Origin of the sequence: Aquimarina celericrescens (genome assembly GCF_042682765.1) — a bacterium.
GTDB classification, from domain to species: Bacteria; Bacteroidota; Bacteroidia; order Flavobacteriales; family Flavobacteriaceae; genus Aquimarina; species Aquimarina celericrescens.
Window position 1 is genome coordinate 366,288 of sequence record NZ_JBHUHY010000003.1, and the last position, 20,433, is coordinate 386,720.

Genomic DNA, 20,433 nt, shown 5'->3' on the forward strand with positions numbered 1-20,433 from the left:
AAATTTTTCGTAGCAAATATAGCTATTTGTTGATCATAGTGGTGAGTCTATCTGCAATTTTTCTATCGTTAGATAGTCTTGGTAGTTTGTTTTGACCTCCTAATTTACCGATAGATTTCATGTAGTTTTTAAATCCATCTTTTGGAACGATCGTTATTTGTAGCCTTTTTAGAATCTTTCCTTCGATTAGATCATTATAGTATGAATTTTGTTTTCTTAATGCATTATCAATTTCTACTGCCAATTGTTCTACATCATTTTGTGAATCTTGAAATTCTATAAACCATTCATGATAGGGCAGCTCATTGCCCTCTGGATTTACTTGAGGAGCTACTGTAAAATCGTTAATCATTACTCCTATGGCATCTGCACCTTCTTTAAGTGCCTGGTCTACTTCTTTTCCAATTACATGTTCACCAAAAGCCGAGATAAAATGTTTGATTCTTCCTGAAACCACTACTCTATATGGTGAAGTGTTCGTAAATTGTACTGTATCTCCTATGTTATATGCCCATAATCCTGCGTTGGTAGAAACAAGCATTACATAATTTACTCCCACCTCAACTTCGCCTATGGTTAATCTTTTTGGGTTTTCTTCAAAAAATTCGTCGGCTTTTACGAATTCATAGAACATTCCTGAGTCTAGCTGTAATAGCATCCCCTTTTCTTTCTGGCTATCCTGAAAAGCAAAAAAGCCTTCAGAAGCGGGATACAGTTCTATCCCTGCTACTTTTCTGCCAATCAATTTTTCGAAAGTACTTTTATAGGGTTCAAAGTTTACGCCCCCATAAATGAATAGTTCAAAATTTTTGAAGAGTTCTCCTATTTTCTTGTTTGTTTTTTTGTGAAGTCTTTCAAAGTACATCTGTACCCAAGGCGGAATACCACTAATTATGGTCATATTCTGGTCTACAGTCTCTTTGACAATTGCATCTACCTTTTCTTCCCAATCTTCAATACAATTGGTTTCCCAACTCGGCATTCTATTTCTTTGAAGATATTTAGGAACATAATGCGCTACAATACCCGATAGTCTGCCTAGCAGTATTCCATTCTTTTCTTCCATTTCCGGGCTTCCCTGCAGGAAAATCATTTTACCATCAACAAAACCCGTATTTCCTGTTTCTTCAATATAGCACAAAATTGCATTGCGTGCTGCATTAATATGTGTAGGCATTGACGCTGCGGTAAGCGGAATGTATTTTGCGCCACTTGTAGTTCCTGAGGTCTTTGCTAAGTAGAGTGGTTTGCCCGGCCAAAGAATATCTTTCTCTCCATCTACTACGCGATTTACATAAGATTTTAATTCCTCATAATCTCGTATGGGAACATACTTAGCAAAATCTGAATATGTTTCTATATTCTGAAAACCGTGATCTTTACCAAATTGTGTATGCTTCGCCTGATCTAATAAACTTTTAAAGACCCTTTCCTGAGTTTCTAGAGGATTTGAAGCCCATTTATTGATTTTTTTTCTAATGTATTTGGCAAATATCTTAGCTCCTAGTGCTTTTAAAGACATCTTTACTATTTTAACAATGATTATTATTGTTCAAAATCGATGAAGTTCAATGGATCTGTAGGAAATCCATCTCTCCATAATTCAAAATGTAAGTGAGGTCCCGTAGACAGTTCACCTGTTGAACCTGCCGTTGCAATTACTTCGCCTGATTTTACCTGTTCTCCTTGTTGTTTTGTAAGAGAGGCGTTATGTTTATAAACCGTTAGCAAGTTGTTGTTATGTTTTAAAATAATTACATGCCCCGTTTCTGCAGTCCATTCTGCAAAAATTACGGTTCCAGAAGATGCTGCTTTTACCGGAGTATCTTTGGGTACTGCTACATCTACACCGTAATGTTTTTCGTTCACATTATACCCAGACGTAATATTGCCTTTTACCGGAGGAAACAATGAAAAGTCGGTACTTGATTTTTCACTTTCGAATAAACTATACTTATCCTCTTTTGATACTTCTTCACGAAGTTTTATATCTTGCTCTGAAGGTGCAAGATCAACCTCTTCCGGGTTCAATTTTTGAGACTGTATTGCAGAGTCTATATCAAATTCTACTGTCTTTACGTCTCCGGTTAGTACTTTTTTAATTGACTTATAATATTCTTGATTTATATTAATTACAGATTCTAGTGAGTCTGTGGTTGTAGCTAGTTGCGTTGCTTTTAGATTGAGTGACGTAGAAGAATACCCGGGTATATATTCTCTAAGAGGGGTAAATGCAATTAAAAAAGTGGTTCCGGCTACCAAGACAATTCCGGTAATAGTGACCATTACAAACACATTGAGCCTATTGAGTTTAAACGATATACGTTCCTCAAAAGTATCTTCGTTAAGAATCACCAAGCGATATTTATTCAATAGCTTCTTGGTAATCTTCTTCGGTTCTTTATTCTTTTTTGCCATAGATCTAAGACACAAATATACGTAATATACCAATATTAAAATACAACGTTTTTCTATACATAATTCGTCTGGTATATTACAAAAAATAGTATTATAACTGTTTTTTAACAGCATAAAACTTATATTTCATCATTTCTTGCTAACTTTGTATTCTAATAATTTAGATCATGGTATCATCAAGTATATTTTTAGGAATGATAGGCCCTTGGCAAATTGCCTTAATTGTAGTCATCGTATTACTATTGTTTGGAGGAAAGAAAATCCCTGAACTTATGAGAGGTCTTGGTAGTGGAATAAAAGAATTTAAGGATGCCTCTAAAGAAGAGGAAGATCCAAAAATTGACGAGAAAAAGTAATTTTTTAGAATCAAATGTATATGCAACCCCATCTGCCCAAAGGTAGATGGGGTTTTTTATGATATAGCTACTATCGTTTGATGATCATTTCGGCGCAGGCTAAAATCAGTTCACTTTAGAAAGAATAATCTCTGGTCCAAGGATACTAAAAGGATTTAATCAACCTGACTCGATATAAAACTAACTGATATTCATGTAATTATGTTATCTATGGTTCCTTCTCCCTCTGGGAGAAGGCTAGTATGAGTGCTTTTCATAGTATTTCCCCTCTCCTAAATCCCTGCCTGACGGCAAGGCAGGCTCTCCCAAAAGGGGAAAAGGACTTTAAGCTTCTCTCCTTAGGAGGGATTGAGGGAGGATAGCATATAAAATGACACTCATAAAGGATGTTTACACACGGTAGCCCAGAGGGAGAGGAGACTTAAAATGCTTATAAATATGGTATTAGTTTTATACCTAAGTCCTTCTTGGATCGAACTCAGGTTAATCAATAAGTGACAGTTGAATTCTCTTTCTAGGTACATCAACATCTATAACCGTAACCATCAAATGCTGGTGTAATTGAACCACTGCATTCACATCACTAACGTATTCATTAGCCAGTTTTGAAATATGGATCAATCCACTTTCTTTGATGCCTATATCTACAAAACAACCAAAATTGGTGATATTGTTTACGATTCCTGGTAATTTCATACCTATTTTAACATCCTCAATCTTTTTAACATTAGGATCAAATTCGAAAATAGTTACCTTTTTTCTGGGGTCTACTCCGGGTTTCTCTAGTTCTTTAACGATATCAGTTAGCGTAGGTAATCCCACATCGTCTGTTACATAATTCTGAAGTTTGATTTTTTTAATAGCTGATGCATTCCCAATAAGGTCTGTTAATGGCACTCCGGCTTCTTTTGCCATTTTTGATACTAATGGATAGCGTTCTGGATGCACCGCAGAATTATCCAGCGGATTTTTTGGACTCGTAATTCGCAAAAACGCTGCAGCCTGCTCAAATGCCTTTCCTCCTAACCGTGGTACTTTTTTAAGTTCTTCTCTTGATTGTAGTGCTCCATTCTCTGATCGGTAGGCGACAATGTTCTCGGCCAATTTTTCACCAATTCCTGATACATAGCTTAGTAGCGGTACGCTAGCGGTATTTACGTTAATCCCAACACTATTTACACAGCTCATGACCACGGTATCCAATTCGTTTTTTAGTTTGGTTTGATCCACATCATGCTGATATTGTCCCACGCCGATAGCTTTTGGGTCTATTTTTACCAGTTCTGCCAGTGGATCTGCCAATCGTCTTCCTATAGATACCGCACCACGTACAGTAACATCATAATTTGGGAACTCTGCTCTTGCAATTTTGGATGCCGAATATACCGAAGCCCCACTTTCATTAACCATAAATACTTGAATAGGGTTTTCAAAAGGAATTTTTTTAATAAAAGCTTCGGTTTCTCTTGCTGCCGTACCATTACCGATAGCTATGGCTTCAATCTTATACGCATTTACCAAAGAACGTATTTTTTTGATCGCATTGGAAGTTTCTCGTTGTGGCGGATGAGGATAAATGTTTTCATTATACAATAAATCACCTTGTTCATCAAGGCAGACCACTTTGCAGCCCGATTTAAAACCAGGATCCAATGCTAATATTCTCTTTTGTCCAAGAGGTGATGCCAACAATAGCTGTTTTAAATTTTGTGCAAAGACCTTAATCGCATTATCATCGGCTTTTTCCTTAGCTTGATTAAGAACTTCGGTAGCCATGGCAGGAGCTAATAATCGTTTGTATGCATCAGAAATTGCTAGAAACATATGGTCGGTACATGCTTCTACGTTGGTTTTGATCATAATCTCATCGATAATATCTAATGCATTATCTTCTGGTACAGTAATTTTTACACGAACTATCTTTTCGTTTTCTGCTCTTAGAATTGCCAGTAATCGGTGCGAAGGACATTTATGAAGTGGTTCTTCCCAATCAAAATATTGCTGGTATTTTTGTGCTTCTTCTTTATCTTTTTTAGTTTTAATGACCTTTGAAGCTATGCTCGCTTTTCTTTGATATAATCGTCGCAAGCGAGTTCTTATTTTTTCATCTTCATTAATCCATTCGGCAATAATGTCCCTAGCTCCTTGCAAAGCTTGTTCTTCGTTAAGCACATTAGCATTAAGATATTTTGAAGCTACAAAAAGAATTTCTTCTTCTTTTTGCTGCATGATAATTTTTGCCAGCGGCTCTAACCCTTGCTCTTTGGCAACAGTAGCTTTGGTTTTTCTTTTCTTTTTATAAGGGAGATAAAGGTCTTCAACTTGTGTAAGTGTTTCGGCGGTAAGAATTTTCTTTTCGAGCTCTGGTGTAAGCGCTTCTTGCTCTTTGATAGACGCAAGAACACTCTCTTTTCTTTTCTCAAGTGTTTCAAAAGCTGTTTTATATTTTACAATCTCTCCAATGGCTACCTCATCAAGGTCTCCTGTCATTTCTTTACGATAACGAGAAATAAAAGGAATGGTTGCTCCTTCATCTAGAAGAGCAACGGTTTTGATAATCTGTTTTTCTGAAACAGGTAGGTGCTTAGCGATATAAGAAACGGAATTCATGAACTTATTTTTAGAATCGCTAAATATAATGTCAAAAACGAAAGATTATTTTATAACCCGAGAAAGTTTTTTACAATTTTAAAAATACTATTTATAGTTCACCCTAATTATTGGGGCTTATCTTTTTTGTGATGGTCTTAGAAATAAGACTTCCATCGCTACCTAGGCCTTCAATAAAAAAAGTAATGTTTTCTAATCCTGTCTTTTTAATCATAAATTTTCCTGTACCATTGTTGCTAAAATTTATCCAAGGTTGCCAGTGAATTATGCCATAATCTATAAATATAGCATCTGAATAATTTGTATACCCCGGGTTATAAAATTCTTTTACTGGTTCGTAACCTCTCTTCATCTCATATTCAATAAAACTATTTGCAGTCGGTCTTTCTTGATACAATGGAGTTTTTCGGGTATATATTCTTATCGATGCACCTGCCCCTCCTCTGCCTCCTATGCCTCCTATGCCAAAACCTATCCTATCGATATACACTCGATCAACTTCTGCAGTGGCCATAATACTTAGAATACTTAAATCAATCCTTAATTCTTGGTCGTTCAAAAACACAGGCACATCAGCCAAGTTATTAATAGCATTAGGAACTGGAGCCATAATAGTTACATTCGAATAAAATGGAGCTAAATCCCTAATCCTAAATCTTCCTGTGGATCTAATATAATCCAATATCGTTGGAAAGTCATCTGCCATACGCTGTGTGATCTTTTGTGAATTAAGTTTGAAATGTGGAAGTATCCGTATCGCACTCGTATTTTCGTCTTTTATATTCGTTTGTAGATCAACTTCATCTAAAACTTGAGTCTGATCTGTAATAAACCCCTCCGGAATTTCTACATCTTTGTGTATTTCTTTGTTCTCTATTATATTTTCTTTCCTTATTACTTCCTTACTTAAGAATGTTGTTCGTTGATCCAATTGAGTCTGAACATACAATGTGGGCTTAACAAAAGAATCATCAGGCGCTACCCCAGAAAGTCTTATCGTTTCTCCTTTCTCCGGAAAAAAATTAGGAAGCTCAAAAGCTCCTGTTTCGTCAATATCCATTAATTGACCTCCCTGGAAGGTTGTAGAGTGCATATATACTTTGGCTACATTTTCTTTGCTTCTACCCTGTATCTTTCCTTTTAATCTAAACCCTTTGTTGATACCATATAAAGATTTTGGGAGAGTGGTAAAAATATCATTCCAGCTATACTTGCTCCAACCTTGGGTCACTAACAATATGTCCAAGTTATATTTTCTTTTTCTATCTATATCAGTAAAATAATACTTCTCATCCTCTATAAAACCTCTGATATAAGGGCGTAATAGCATCGCAGAATAGATATTATCATTGGGAACATAAGACTTGGTCTCCTCAGGAAGTACCGAAATACTAATATCATAACGAACCCCGTCTTTTTGTGGGACTTTGACCTCAAAAGATATTGAATCCTTAACCGTTAAGCCTTCAGATATCATTATATCCTTCATTATATTATCATATGGATTCATCAATAAGCGTTCGAGAATAGGAATATCGTCTTGAAACAAAGTAAGGACGTTGATCCCTTTAAACAAATTATCTCTTTCTATAGAAATAAGCTTCTTGGTCTCATTATCCCTAAAAGTAACTGGAAGCTTCTTTGATAAGTGGTTCTGCCGAATCAGTAGATAATGATCTTTCCCCATCAGATGCCCTATCGTTTTTTTATTCGTGTTTAACTCGATCATCACCTCGTCCTCAATCATATTATTGATGCTAATAGCAACACCTGTAGCCTCCACTTTTGGAAATACCTTTCTTACCTCGTCTCCATTAGTGAACCTTGCAACAGCTGTGAACCGCTTACCCTTAACAGGACGAAAACCAAACTTGCCCATACCAAAACGATTCGACACAAAAGACATGACTTTCTTGCCTTTTTCATCCTCTACATAACCCTCCTCAAAAGAAACACCATAACCACGGTCATTGATCAACTTAAAACCAATGCTATTATCTGTATCGGCTATTAAATGACCCCCTTCGGGAAGTAACTGAAAATCATAGTCTAACGCCTGATCTACTACAACAGCATCGATAACACGGTCTTTGATCAACTCGATTTTTTTGGTATACGACTCATCCTCTATAAAATTGTTCATCCAATTGGTAGAAGCTTTTAAATAATAAGAACCACTGCTCCAACTAGAATCTATCTTGATGTTTCCTCTAAAACTACCTCTCGAACCAAAAAATAAACCCTTATACAACTCTTGGCCCTTTTCATTAAAAAGTTGAATGTTGAAATTGGTAGAACCATTAGATGGAAGAGATTCTTTACGATCATATGAATAGCCCTTGAACCAAATCTCTTCACCATTTATGTAGGTACTCTTATTTAAATGTAGAAATAAACTTTCTCTAGGTATATCAAAATAATCTGCATTAGCTTTGGCAGGAATAACAGAACTTTGGGAATATAATAATGTATCGATAAATAGGAATAAGGAAAATAAGAAAATACTTTTCATGGCCCTTGTACTTTTGTACTAAAAATAAGAATCCTATCTTCTAAATGTAATTTCTAGTTAACATTTTAACTAAAATTTTAAGAGAATTATTCCGGTTTATACCTATTGCATACTAAAAATTTTACTCATTACTCAAACTTGATGCTCTTCATAATAGCTTCAAGCTCAAACATATTGTCTCTTTTATTTACAGATGGTGCAAATACGAAGCCTTCTAATACCACTAGTCGATTATTAGGTGTGTCTTCGATTACATAATTTACAAAAGGACCAGCCATAAACCTATCTTTGATTTCCCATGTGCCTTTAGTTTCAAAAGTAAAACGACCATCAAGGGTAGTTTCATAGAGATAAGGTGCATATGCTTCTTCTGTAACAAAATTACCAACTTCTGTGGGGATTTTTTTGGCACCGATAGAATCTCTCATTTTTATAATACTAGAAACCGTATTAGAATCTTTGGTAACCGTTCCTAGAGGAAGCTCATAAATCATAAGATTCATACTTCCTTGGGGAATATCTTTTCGTATCCAAAAGAACGAATCCTCTTCGATCGCAACACGATACGCCGTGGGGATTTTTAGAGTAATACCAAGTTTTTCAGGCAGTTGTGGTATCTTTTCAAGTGATTTTCGGATTCGTTTCTGCTTTTCTTTTGTTTCAGTTACTTTATATTTTGAAATGATCGTTTCATGATGCTTTCGAATCAAATCAATAATCTCATTTCCGGTTCCAGAAATTACTGCGCCCACTTGAGGAGTTGCATATTTATTATTTAATACAGTATACCCGCTTTTTTCTCCGTTTTTAATCCAAAGGAAAGTTCGATTTTTTCTTGCTAACCCAGAAAAGGCTTCTACGGGCATTTGCCGCATAGAAAATAATGGTTCCTCTTGCGGTAATCCAGGTACTTCTGCGCCAAAGTATTTACGAATGGTGTCCCCAATTTTTCCTTTCCAAAGATCATTATCTATAACCACAGAAAGTTCGTTTATTTTGCCAACAGAATGTGCCATAGCACCTTTTTGCGCTTTATTTTTATTCCTCTTTGTCTCTGTACAACTTACAATGCAAAGCACGCAAATGATGACAAGTGATAATTTTTTCATAAGATTATGATTTGCGGTTATGATTTTGAAAGCTTCAGTTTCATACCTGGTTTTATACCACTACCGCTAATATCGTTCCAATTTTTAAGATTTTCGACAGAAATGCCTTTAAATTTTTGTGAAATACTCCATAGAGTATCTCCAGGTTTTACGGTATACATTTCTGAAGTGCTTGTTACAGCTAAAGGTTTAGAGGGCTTTGATGCTGTACTAATCTTTTGTGGACGGTCTGCCACAGGCCTTCGTGGATATATGGTAAGTCGTTGTCCAATTCTTAGATTATTAGTTCGTAAACCATTCCATTTTTTAATGCTACTTACTCTTACACCATATCTTCTGGCGATTTTACCTAAATAATCACCACTGCGTACTCGATATCTGATTCTATCACTGGCTTCGAAGTATTTTGGTAACGGCTTTTCCCGTTTATCAAACTCTGCTTGTGCCAACGCGTAGATCTTATCTTCATTAGCCACAAACAGACCTATCTTATCCAAAGGTAATCGCAGTACATAATCTTCATCTTTGATGTACGGAATAATATCTAATTTATAAGACGGATTTAAAAATTGTAATTCCTCTATATCGATATTCATGTATTCTGAAACCTGATCTAAGGTTATCATTTGCTTTACCTTGATCGTATCTGTTTCAAAATATACAAACTCTGGTTTTCTGGGTTTAAGATTATGCTTATCTGCATATTCGAATATGTACATGGTTGCTAAAAATGCCGGTAAGTAGCCTGCTGTTTCTCTGGGAAGATTATGTCTTATATTCCAATAATTAGTATATCCACCACTACGCCTTATGGCTTTAGTAACATTTCCGGGACCAGAATTATAAGAGGCTAAGGCCAGATCCCAATCTCCAAATACTTTATACAAATTAGAGAGATATTCGCATGCCGCTTTTGTGGCCATAATCGGGTCCATACGCTCGTCTACATAAGAGCTCACTTCTAGTCCAAACATTTTACCAGTGCCAAACATAAATTGCCATAATCCCGTGGCACCTACTCTTGATTTTGCTCTGGGTTTTAGTGCAGATTCTACAATCGCCAGATATTTTATTTCTAATGGGATGTTGTAATTATCTAATTCTTGTTCGAACATCGGAAAATAAAACTCACTTAACGCCATTAATCTTTCGAGATGTTCATGGCGGTTTTTTAAATAGTTTTTGATTACACTTTCCAGTGAAGGGTTATATTCTACATTAAACGGAGTACGAGCATTTAATTCTTCTAATCTTGCTTTGAGCGTATCTGTAGGAAGATCTATATACTCTACAGGTTCATAAGCCAAATTGGTAACAGATTTATAAATTGTATCGAAAAGACTAGAATTATACAGTTCTTGTTTCCAGATCGAATCTAAGGTAGACATCCTTGGGTGATCCTGAGCAATGTAAACTAAGCTGTCTTTTACACTTGTAGAAGTAACAGTTGCAATTTGTAGTTCTGTACCCGTAGTTCTGATTACTTTTGTAGTGTCGATTACTTGGACTGTATCTTGTTTGAGATCCAGATTTTCTTTTAACAAAATTTCTTTAGAACTATTCTCTTCTGAGGTTTTTGGGATTGTTACTTCCTGGGCTATAATCGAAGCCGAAAAAAAGAAAAAAGAAAAAATGAATGAATACCGGTTTTTCATCTCACGAGTGGTTTACTTTACTGTTAATATTTGGGAATTTTGGGGGTAAAAAACAATACTATTATAATACAGTAGCGAAAATCGTATTTTTTTTCTAAAACACAAAAGATCAAGAGGTTAAAAACACAAAAAAATCAGTCAAAAAGACTGATTTTTCTATATTCTTACAAAAAATATTCATTTTCTTACAAAATTCTTATCGTTTTTAGTTTTCAATGGCCGCAATCCCTGGTAATGTTTTTCCTTCAAGGCTTTCTAACATAGCACCTCCTCCTGTAGATACGTAACTCACTTTATCACCAAAACCAAATTGTTTTACTGCCGCTACAGAATCGCCGCCTCCCACTAGAGAAAATGCTCCATTTTCTGTTGCTTCGGCAATAGAATGTCCTAGTGTTATGGTTCCGTTAGCAAAGTTTTCCATTTCAAAAACACCCAACGGTCCGTTCCAAAGGATTGTTTTTGATTTTAAAATTACATCATGAAAGTTTTTAAGGGTTTTTGGTCCGGCATCTAATCCTTGCCATCCGTTAGGAATCATATCTACATCTATAACATCGGTATTTGCATCGTTATCAAAGGCATCTGCTCCTATTACATCGACTGGCAAATGAATCTCTACGCCTTTTTCTTTAGCTTTTTTAAGAATTTCCAACGCTAATTCCTGCTTGTCATCTTCACAAATAGAATCTCCTATTTGACCTCCCTTTGCTTTGATAAAGGTATAGGTCATGCCTCCTCCAATAATCAAGTGATCCACTTTATCTAAAATATTTTCAATAATAGTGATCTTAGAAGATACTTTTGATCCTCCCAAAACTGCAGTAATCGGTTTTTCTCCGCTACTCAAAACCTTATCTATACTTTCAATTTCTTTGGCCAATAAGCTTCCGAAGCATTTCTTTTCAGGAAAAAACTGAGCTATAATAGTGGTAGAAGCATGTGCTCTGTGTGCGGTACCAAAAGCATCATTTACATAGATATCTCCCAGTTTTGACAATTGTTGAGCAAACCCAAAATCTCCTGCTGTTTCTTGTGGATGAAATCGCAAGTTTTCTAGCAACAACACTTCTCCCGGTTCTAAGTTTGCCGCAGCATCTTCGACTTCTTGCCCTACGCAATTAGCCACAAACTTTACCTGAACACCAAGCACTTCTGACACCTTTTCAACGATATGACGTAAAGAAAACTCGTCTTGTACTCCCTTAGGCCTTCCTAAATGAGACATCAAAATAGCGCTTCCTCCATCTTCTAATACTTTAATTATTGTTGATTTAGCTGCTTGTATTCTGGTATCATCTGTTACTTCAAATTTTTCATTAAGTGGCACATTAAAATCTACTCGAATTAATGCCTTTTTTTCTTCAAAATTAAAATCGTTGATCGTCTTCATGTTGCAGGATTACTATTGAGCAAACGAAAATAATTTTATTTCATTAGAAACATCGAATTCTGATGAAAAAAATCTACGAAAACGATAGTAATTTTTCACTTTTATCAATTTTTTATGAAAAGCGCTTCTTTGATAAAAAAATAATAACCTAAAATTTAAGAAGTAAGACCCAAGGCCATTAAGAAATTATAATCAATTCATACCTCGTACCTCACACTTCTTTTTATATTTGCTTATGCTTTTTTCGGAAATTTTAGGGCTCAAACATGTTAAGAGTTATTTAACCACTAGTGCAGATCGCAAAAGAATCCCTCATGCACAACTTTTTGCAGGTCCTAATGGAAGTGGAACCTTGCCCATGGCTATAGCTTATGCACAGTATATTCTATGTCAGAACCAAAATGGGGAAAACATTGAAGGCATGCACTCCTGTAACCTAAAATTTGATCATCTCGCCCATCCAGACCTTCACTTTGTATATCCTGTTGCGGTCAATGATAAAGTAAAAAAGCATCCAACATCCGATCAATTTGCCGAAGAATGGAGAGCTTTTGTAAAAGAAAATCCTTACGGAAGTATTTTTGATTGGTACCTCTCTTTGGGTATCGAAAAAAAACAAGGCCAAATAGGGGTAGACGAAGCCTTGCAAATTGTAAAAAAACTTTCACTTAAAAGTTATGAGGGAGGATACAAAGTAATGCTTATCTGGATGGCCGATAAAATGAATATCGCCGCCTCGAATAAACTGCTTAAATTAATTGAAGAACCTCCTGATAAAACTATATTTATTCTCATCACAGAAGATGAAGAACAGCTTATACAGACCATACGTTCAAGGTGTCAGGTATTGCACTTTCCACCTCTGGGAGAACAAGTGATCAAGGAAGCCTTGCAAAAAAATGAAAATGTACCAGATAATGATGCATTAAAAATAGCACACCAGGCCAATGGTGACTATAGCAAAGCGTTACACCTACTACATCATGATGGTGGTGATGACCAGTTTGAAGATTGGTTTGTACAATGGGTAAGAACAGCTTTTAGGGCCAAAGGAAATAAATCTGCCATAAATGACCTGATCACTTGGAGCGAATCTATTGCCGGAACAGGTAGAGAAACACAAAAACGATTTTTGAAATATTGTCTTGATTTTTTCAGACAAGCCATGTTGTTAAATTATGGAGCTGAAGAATTGGTGTTTCTAGAACCAAATACCGATGGTTTTAAGCTGGAGAAGTTTGCTCCCTTCGTACACGGAGCCAACATTATAGATATTTGTACAGAGCTACAAGACGCGGCTTACCATATCGAACGTAATGGGAATGCAAAAATTATTCTTACCGATCTTTCTATAAAACTTACCCGATTGCTTCATAAAAAAAGTCAATAGTAGTTAGTTCCTATTAGTTAGCGTACTCCATTATTATTCTATATTTGGTGTAAAACTAATTATGCTATGGATAATTTTATGACTCACATTGTCTCCATTACCATCTTATTGTTTCTTTTAATCACATTTTTACAATCGGGTATCGATAAATTAGTGGATTGGAAAGGGAATCTGGATTGGTTAAAAGGACATTTTGCCGAAACCTTTATGGGTAAAATGGTTCCATTTCTTCTGGCCACTATTTTGATTGTTGAAATGATAACGGCTATATGTTGTATCACGGGTATTTATCATTTGTTTGTGGATGATAACACCTATTTTGGGGTATTGGCTATGTTTTTAGCTTGTTTAACGCTTCTCATGTTACTTTTTGGGCAAAGAGTAGCAAAAGACTATCAGGGAGCTTTAACCATCACCTGTTACTTTATAGTTGCCATATTTGGATTGTATGTGATTACCGCTTAATTTCTCCTAACTTATATTGGGCCATTTATTTTTAACTAAAAGGGGTTTAAACTTTTTCCTTTTCTTATTGCCACAAAAAGAAACGAAAAGTTTAGCCTTATTCAATTTTTAGATGAAATCTAATTCTCTTTGCAAAAGTCAACTCTCTTGAAGCGAACCCTTGAGGCATCCAGCGGAAACATGGTTCTTTGATTTCAACGCAGGCCTAAAAGAATTAAGCTTCACAAATATCTTCGAATTGTTAAAGGCATTTATTTTCAGAGAAAACATCTGCTAAGAGTAAACATTTAGCCAGTTTTTGGACGTAAGGACAAATCATTTTTTTTATATTTCTATCCAATCGCATTTTAAACATTTACGAAGAAGTTTTAATGTATAATCAGGGATCAACTCATTTTTTGCTTTTTCATCAATTAAAAAATGTTTTGTAGCCTCCACAATTCTAAAGATTTTATATATTTTAATAAAATTAACCGATAATTTTCATTTATAGTCGTTCATAATTTTAAGAAAAGTTTGCTAAACCTAGAGGACATATTAATTAGCACTAACGAAAACCAAAGCAAATCCAGATTCTAAGACAATATTTCACTTTAACATACATTGCCTAACTATGTTTTACCACAACGAAGCCTAATAATATCATGTGCTTGGGATTTATTTGGTATAAAGACTAAAAAAAGCACAATGGTGTGTTCTTTTTGTTGTTGTTTCTTGATTCTCTTATTTCTTGATCAACTTACTAATGATTTTTTCATCGGTTATAGTGATTACTTCCACAAAGTATACTCCATTGCGTAACGAACTTATATCATAAGAAGATTCTGTGGTTTGTAACACCATTTTACCCATGGTATCAAACACCTTTACGATTTTAGGTTCTTTGTTTAATTTTACGATCCCTCTGGTCGGATTAGGATACATCTTAAATGACTGTGCAACGTCTGGAGTCTTCTTTTCAGTTTTAAAATAATATGTTTGAATTCTGTCTACTGATTTTGCAGCAAATTCAATGACTATCCTATATTCTCCAGGATCGGTAATATCACAATTGAGGGTTGTACATAAATTAAACCAATCTGAGGTACAGCTTGAATCTGTAGTGGGACAATTATCCTCAAGCTCGATATCACAATTAATATCATTAAGCTTTTGCCAAACAACTGAAACTACATCTGTAAACGCAAGGTCAATGGCTTCTCCATTAACATCTTCGATAGCAATGGTAGGATATACTTGCCCAGTTATTGCACAAAAGAAAATCTCATCAGCATATTCTAGAATTGGGTTTTGTGCTGTAGACTCAATCCTTACAAATTGTTCAATTACACAATTACCCGTATCAGTTACAGTAACAGTATAATCTCCTGATGTTCCTATATTGAAAACATTTGAGGTTTGCGTCGTTATTACGCTATTGGTCTGTGTGTCTTTTAGCGCATAAGTATATGGTGGTGTGCCGCCCATGGCAGTTACTTCAATTTTTCCATCTGAATCATTAGTGATTGGTGTTACATCAAGATCCAAAGATATTGGTGTAGGTTCACTAATTGAGACATTAACTGTTTGTTCGCACCCATTACTGTCTTGGGTCGATACGTTATATGATCCTGATGCCAATGCCAAAAAAGTAACCTGAGGATCGTTGGTAAGGATAGTTTCTATTATGTTTCCAGAATTAGATAACGTATACTCATAAGGAGGTGTGCCTCCAGTAGCAGTTACCGTTATTAATCCATCAGGATTACCATCTCCACAGCTCTTATCTGTTGATTCGATATTGATCACTAATAATTCGGCCTGTGCAACGGTAAACGTAATAAATTCTGAATCACTTACAATATACTCATAGGTTCCTGCTCTTAAATCACTAAATAATGCATCATTTTGAGGGCCTAATGCAACTGAAAATCCTGTATAATCTGTTCCTTGTATTGAATATGTATATTCTCCAGTTCCACCGGTTACTGTAGAAGTTACAGATGCCGAGTTGTCTCCAAAACATAAAACATTAGCGTTTTCTAAGTCAAGTGTAACTGCAATTGGTTCTATTAAAGGATCTATCGTCTCTTGTATTACAATCTCACAATCATTGCTATCTCTTACCGTTACAGAGTACACCCCAGCAACAAGACCTGTAAAAGTATTGGTTGTATTGAAAACATTGCCGTCTAAGCTATATTGATAAGGAGGTGTTCCACCTGTAGTCGTAATTTCTATGACACCGTCGGCTCCGTTTACCTGTTGATTAACTGTTGTATTCGCAGTTAATGCTTGAGGTTCGCTAATAATAATATCTGAGAAGCTCTCACAATAGTTACCATCTCTCACTATTATTTGATAGGCTCCTGCCGGTAAACCTGGAAAAATAAATTGGGTTTCATCTGTTATATTAGTAATAATCGTAATTCCTCCTGTTGGCTTAAAGGAGTACTCATAAGGAGGTATGCCTCCTGTTACATTTACCATAACTTCTCCACTCTCCTCACCATTACATCGAACATCTGATAATACATATGCGTCGCTTTGAATTGAGTTTGGTTCATTTATGATTATGGTTTGCCTATACGAACAATCTCCATCAAAAGACGATACTTCTACATCGTATACACCAGGAAACAATCCAGAAAAAACATGATTTGGCTCTGTCGTTGGCCCAAAACTATCAGAAAAAGGATTTCCTGAATCTGTGCTAGAAATATGATAAATAAAAGGCGGTACTGAATTTGTAATATTAATTTGAACATTTCCCAAATCACCAAGACAAATAGGATCAGTTTTTTCAATAGCAACAAGAATATCTATTTCTTCGACTATCACGGTATTGGAAGAAAAAATGCAAGAATCTTCGGCACCACCAATTGATCTGGCATTAATATTATATGTTCCTGGTATGATTATATTATTAAAAAGGCTATCTGTTTGATAAGGCGAAATCGAGCCATCTGGAGATTCTAATTGGTATTCATATTGGTTGGAGGCATTTGCGACCTGCAATATACCTGGGTTTCCACAGGTTATTTGTTCTACCACGACCAATTGCGGATCAAAATTGTTTTGAAATACATCAAAATAAAAGGTTCTTATACACCCGCCATCAAGATTGACTTGAATTCTATATTCTCCTGCTTGAGAAGCAGTAAAAACAGTTTCATTTCCTACCGTTACCCAGTCTCCTTCACAAATTGGATCAGTAGTAGGACAATTAGGGTCTCGATTAACTGATGGGCAAGCAAATGGATCTAAGCGTTCCCAGGATACCTCCAGCGCATTTACGAATCCCGAATCTAAATCAATCGATGCTCCTGCTCCACATAAAAAAATCTCTGGTAACGATCCTCCAGTGGTAGGACACACTTTAATATTTCCTGTGGCAACAGGATTGTTTTCCAAATTTTCTACTATTGTTATTATTGGGTTATCAATTACATCTAATGAAGTCACTTCAAACCTTTCAGTAGTGTTCTGGCAATCAGAATTACCAGATTTTGTTACTTGATATAATCCAGGCTGTGTTGTAGTAAATATTTGATTACCACCTAGAATTACATCAGGATTATTAACATCTATCCATTCATAACTCGTAAAACCATCTTGTGCCACAAGATTCACTGATCCATTGCAAAGTGATACACTAGTTACGTCATTACACAAAGTAAGATCAACAAGCACATTAACCGACCCCGCGATGGCAATATTACAATTGTCGCGACCTAAAGTGTTTTGTTCTCCTGTAATTGTTATGGAAGAAGCCTCGCCTGTGTAAGAACTAAACGCAAAACTTTCTATTTCTCCTTGACAAGAATCGACAATAGAAAAGCAGTCTGAAGTAATGTTAGCTCTGTAGCGAAAAAATGATGGTCCGTCAAAACGTTCAACAATATTATTATCTAAGGTAAGCGTAAATTCTCTCGCCAGGGAATCATAAAAATAGTTGATACCTGGATCAGCAGTTACATTATTGCCTGTAAAATCCACCTCCTGGGGTAATGAAATTTTGATTGAAGTGTTTGTTAGATCTTCGTTTCCAATATTTTCTACCTTTAGTTCGTATATTACCACGTCATTAAGAGTTACATCACCTCCCGTAATATCATTTTCGTTGGTATCAAGTACTCTTTTTTCTACTGCAAGCTTCGGCTCTATAACTTCTACCTGAAAAGTATTCAGAAACAAGCGATATCTATCAAGATTAGTTGTGATCCTAAATTCTACAGATGTCTGGTCATTGCCAATAACCTCGTTATTTATGTTGTTTATATTGAAGATATCAATATCTAAGCCTAATGTGTTTCTTGAGGCTGGTACACGGCTGGTTACAAAGTTTCCATCTACTGAGATTGAACTATCAAAAAAATTATCAGCAGGGTTAGCCGGTACAGTGCTCAGGCTCTGGTGTATGTCATTCGTATTTAGAATTTGTAATTGATCTCCTCTCAAATCAAAATCCCCTTCTAAGGCTGCAACTCCATATCTGGCATTTACCGGTAATGGTGCGGGAACAGTTCTAAAACCAGTATATGTAAATGTTTTATTGCTTTCATTACTATTGTCTGCAGAAACTTCAAGAAATCCTTGATTTGTACTGATATAACTGGTGGGAAGATTCAAATCTTCATAAACCAGTACCAATGTCCATCCTCCCGATATCCCGCTCGAATTATTCGCTGATCGACCGATCGTCGCCCTCATGTTAGCAACCGTATATGTTCCCTCGGGATCAGATAAGCCTTTAACGATATCGGTAACATCTGCGTAGCATACGTATGGTATATCCTGTACGGCTATATCATTTGGATTTGTAGATGTATTACGATATCCATCAAAAATTACAGTCGTATTAGCTGGTAGGATATCTATATAATTTGAGACCCCTGGTGGTTTAAATTTAACCGTTCTAAAATCTGGTCTGTTATCTAGAAGCTGTAAATTTTGATATCTGGCAAAATCTCCATCTGCAGCTGTACCATCATTATTTGTTCTTTCTGTGTAATAAGATGCTGACCAATACAATCCGGCATATGCAATTTTGGCACACCCGGTATTTGCGCTAATAAAATCAGCACTACTCGAACTGAATGTTGTCGGATCCTGATCAATATCTATGTATCCAAATACTTTTCTACTATTGCTCTCTGGGCCGTTATAGTCATCATTTGGTGTATATATCCTATTTACTCCATTTTCATCTCTTAGGCTCTGATTTGGTCCAACAATAGCGTTTCCAATGAGTTTTAACTCACCGTTTACTGTAAATGTGCTATTAGGGACTACATCAAATGGAATAGGATTTGGATCAGGTGTAGTAATATTTTGAGCATTGCTATAAAAAATCCCACCCAACAGTATCGATACTAACAAAAGTTGTAGTCGTGGTTGTTTTTTCATTGGTTTAGGTTTTAAATTCTGGTTGTTGAAAAGTATTATCGTAGCCTTGTTTTGACGGCTTTTTTTATTCAGTTCGTAAAAGTACTATTAATTTGAAATAAAAAAACCCCTTTTTATCTCGGGGTCCTTATTATTACGTTATTAAATCTCTAATATGTACATCCACATTTACTTTGTCTACATCCAAAATCAAGACCCAATGTAATCATATGAGATCCTGCAGATGTGGTGGGTTGCAGCACCTCATTTACATTTACCTGATACCCATAAGCAACGTAAAAATTTGATTTTTTAATTCCGACCATCGGGGATATAGATAGCGGTTTAAAATCCTGATCGACAAGGGATCTCAAACTAATTCCTGCCCAAAGATAATCTTCACGGTACATCTTGCGCACCTTAATATTAATATCGGTAGTAGAACGCCCGTCACCAGCAAAATTTTGATATAAAATTGAAGGTTCTATTTCCAAATCACTAAACCTATGATAAAACGTATATCCAGTGTAGATGTAGTAATTTTGAATTGAAGAAGGTTCTGTTGGATTAAAATCATCGATTTCTTTTTGTAATAAGTTAACCGCATTGGCACTTAAAAAGAATCTTCCCAGACGATATAACATGGCTATATCAAAGTTTGAATCATTAACCGTAATATCTGCCAGTCCCGGATTAACAGGGGCATTTGGATCTCCATTGTTGAATTCTGAAGTATCGATCCCAAATTGAGTAAACTTATAACTTATTCCAAATGACAAGTATTGATTGTTATACTCGCTTAGCGTTAAATGATGAGCAAATGATAACTGAATCCCTTTTTGCGTAGTAAAACCATTTTGATCATTAAACAAAATTGCTCCTACTCCTGATCGATCAGAGATCCTACCATCGATAGAAAGCGACTGTGTCCCGGGCGAATCCTCAATATTTACCCATTGTTCAAATCCTGAAGCCCTGATCTGCCAACAATCTCCAATACCTGCATACGCAGAAGATATCAAATATGGGTTATCTGCGATATACTGGTTTTGCACAGGAGCGAAAAACTCCTGTGCAAAAGTGCAATAACTTGCAAATAGACTGAATATTACAATATATTTCTTCATCTAACATTTAAAATTACAGACCATTGACCTT

At 35.7% G+C, this 20,433-nt stretch carries 12 protein-coding genes; 3 read left to right on the forward strand and 9 right to left on the reverse strand.

Annotated elements, in window-relative coordinates; genetic code table 11:
• Positions 1 to 22: 22 nt before the first annotated feature.
• The gene (locus tag ACFSJT_RS05530) at positions 23 to 1,522 is read right to left on the reverse strand and encodes a GH3 auxin-responsive promoter family protein (RefSeq protein WP_378319222.1); all 1,500 of its coding nucleotides are present in this window, start codon (positions 1,520 to 1,522) and stop codon (positions 23 to 25) included.
• Positions 1,523 to 1,545: 23 nt separating this feature from the next.
• The gene (locus tag ACFSJT_RS05535) at positions 1,546 to 2,418 is read right to left on the reverse strand and encodes a M23 family metallopeptidase (RefSeq protein ID WP_378319223.1); all 873 of its coding nucleotides are present in this window, start codon (positions 2,416 to 2,418) and stop codon (positions 1,546 to 1,548) included.
• A gap of 167 nt (positions 2,419 to 2,585) precedes the next feature.
• On the opposite strand from ACFSJT_RS05535, the gene ACFSJT_RS05540 reads away from it, so the two are divergent.
• Positions 2,586 to 2,774, forward strand: a complete 189-nt coding sequence (locus tag ACFSJT_RS05540; protein WP_378319224.1) for a Sec-independent protein translocase subunit TatA/TatB — start codon at positions 2,586 to 2,588, stop codon at positions 2,772 to 2,774.
• A gap of 483 nt (positions 2,775 to 3,257) precedes the next feature.
• Here the strand turns inward: ACFSJT_RS05540 and ACFSJT_RS05545 are convergent, their stop codons facing one another.
• The 5 genes from ACFSJT_RS05545 to ACFSJT_RS05565 form a co-directional block, all read right to left on the reverse strand.
• A complete protein-coding gene (locus ACFSJT_RS05545; RefSeq protein ID WP_378319225.1) occupies positions 3,258 to 5,384 on the reverse strand; it encodes a Tex family protein in 2,127 nt (708 codons plus the stop codon).
• A 103-nt stretch (positions 5,385 to 5,487) separates the two neighbouring features.
• A complete protein-coding gene (locus ACFSJT_RS05550; RefSeq protein ID WP_378319226.1) occupies positions 5,488 to 7,896 on the reverse strand; it encodes a hypothetical protein in 2,409 nt (802 codons plus the stop codon).
• 128 nt (positions 7,897 to 8,024) lie between these two features.
• The gene (locus ACFSJT_RS05555; RefSeq protein WP_378319227.1) at positions 8,025 to 9,005 is read right to left on the reverse strand and encodes a DUF4837 family protein; all 981 of its coding nucleotides are present in this window, start codon (positions 9,003 to 9,005) and stop codon (positions 8,025 to 8,027) included.
• A 17-nt stretch (positions 9,006 to 9,022) separates the two neighbouring features.
• Entirely contained in the window at positions 9,023 to 10,660 is a 1,638-nt protein-coding gene (locus tag ACFSJT_RS05560; RefSeq protein ID WP_378319228.1) for a lytic transglycosylase domain-containing protein, read from the reverse strand.
• Positions 10,661 to 10,865: 205 nt separating this feature from the next.
• Positions 10,866 to 12,053 carry a phosphoglycerate kinase gene (locus ACFSJT_RS05565; protein ID WP_378319229.1) on the reverse strand — a complete coding sequence of 396 codons (1,188 nt, stop codon included), beginning with the start codon at positions 12,051 to 12,053 and terminating at the stop codon, positions 10,866 to 10,868.
• A 235-nt stretch (positions 12,054 to 12,288) separates the two neighbouring features.
• Here ACFSJT_RS05565 and ACFSJT_RS05570 point away from each other — a divergent pair, with 235 nt between their 5' ends.
• Complete coding sequence (locus ACFSJT_RS05570) at positions 12,289 to 13,443, forward strand: DNA polymerase III subunit (protein WP_378319230.1); 1,155 nt, start codon at positions 12,289 to 12,291, stop codon at positions 13,441 to 13,443.
• 66 nt (positions 13,444 to 13,509) lie between these two features.
• Complete coding sequence (locus tag ACFSJT_RS05575) at positions 13,510 to 13,908, forward strand: DoxX family protein (protein WP_378319231.1); 399 nt, start codon at positions 13,510 to 13,512, stop codon at positions 13,906 to 13,908.
• A gap of 723 nt (positions 13,909 to 14,631) precedes the next feature.
• Here ACFSJT_RS05575 and ACFSJT_RS05580 read toward each other — a convergent pair.
• Both ACFSJT_RS05580 and ACFSJT_RS05585 read right to left on the reverse strand, forming a co-directional pair.
• The gene (locus ACFSJT_RS05580; protein ID WP_378319232.1) at positions 14,632 to 19,296 is read right to left on the reverse strand and encodes a T9SS type A sorting domain-containing protein; all 4,665 of its coding nucleotides are present in this window, start codon (positions 19,294 to 19,296) and stop codon (positions 14,632 to 14,634) included.
• Between the two features lie 149 nt (positions 19,297 to 19,445).
• The gene (locus ACFSJT_RS05585; RefSeq protein WP_378319233.1) at positions 19,446 to 20,402 is read right to left on the reverse strand and encodes a PorP/SprF family type IX secretion system membrane protein; all 957 of its coding nucleotides are present in this window, start codon (positions 20,400 to 20,402) and stop codon (positions 19,446 to 19,448) included.
• Positions 20,403 to 20,433 lie beyond the last annotated feature (31 nt).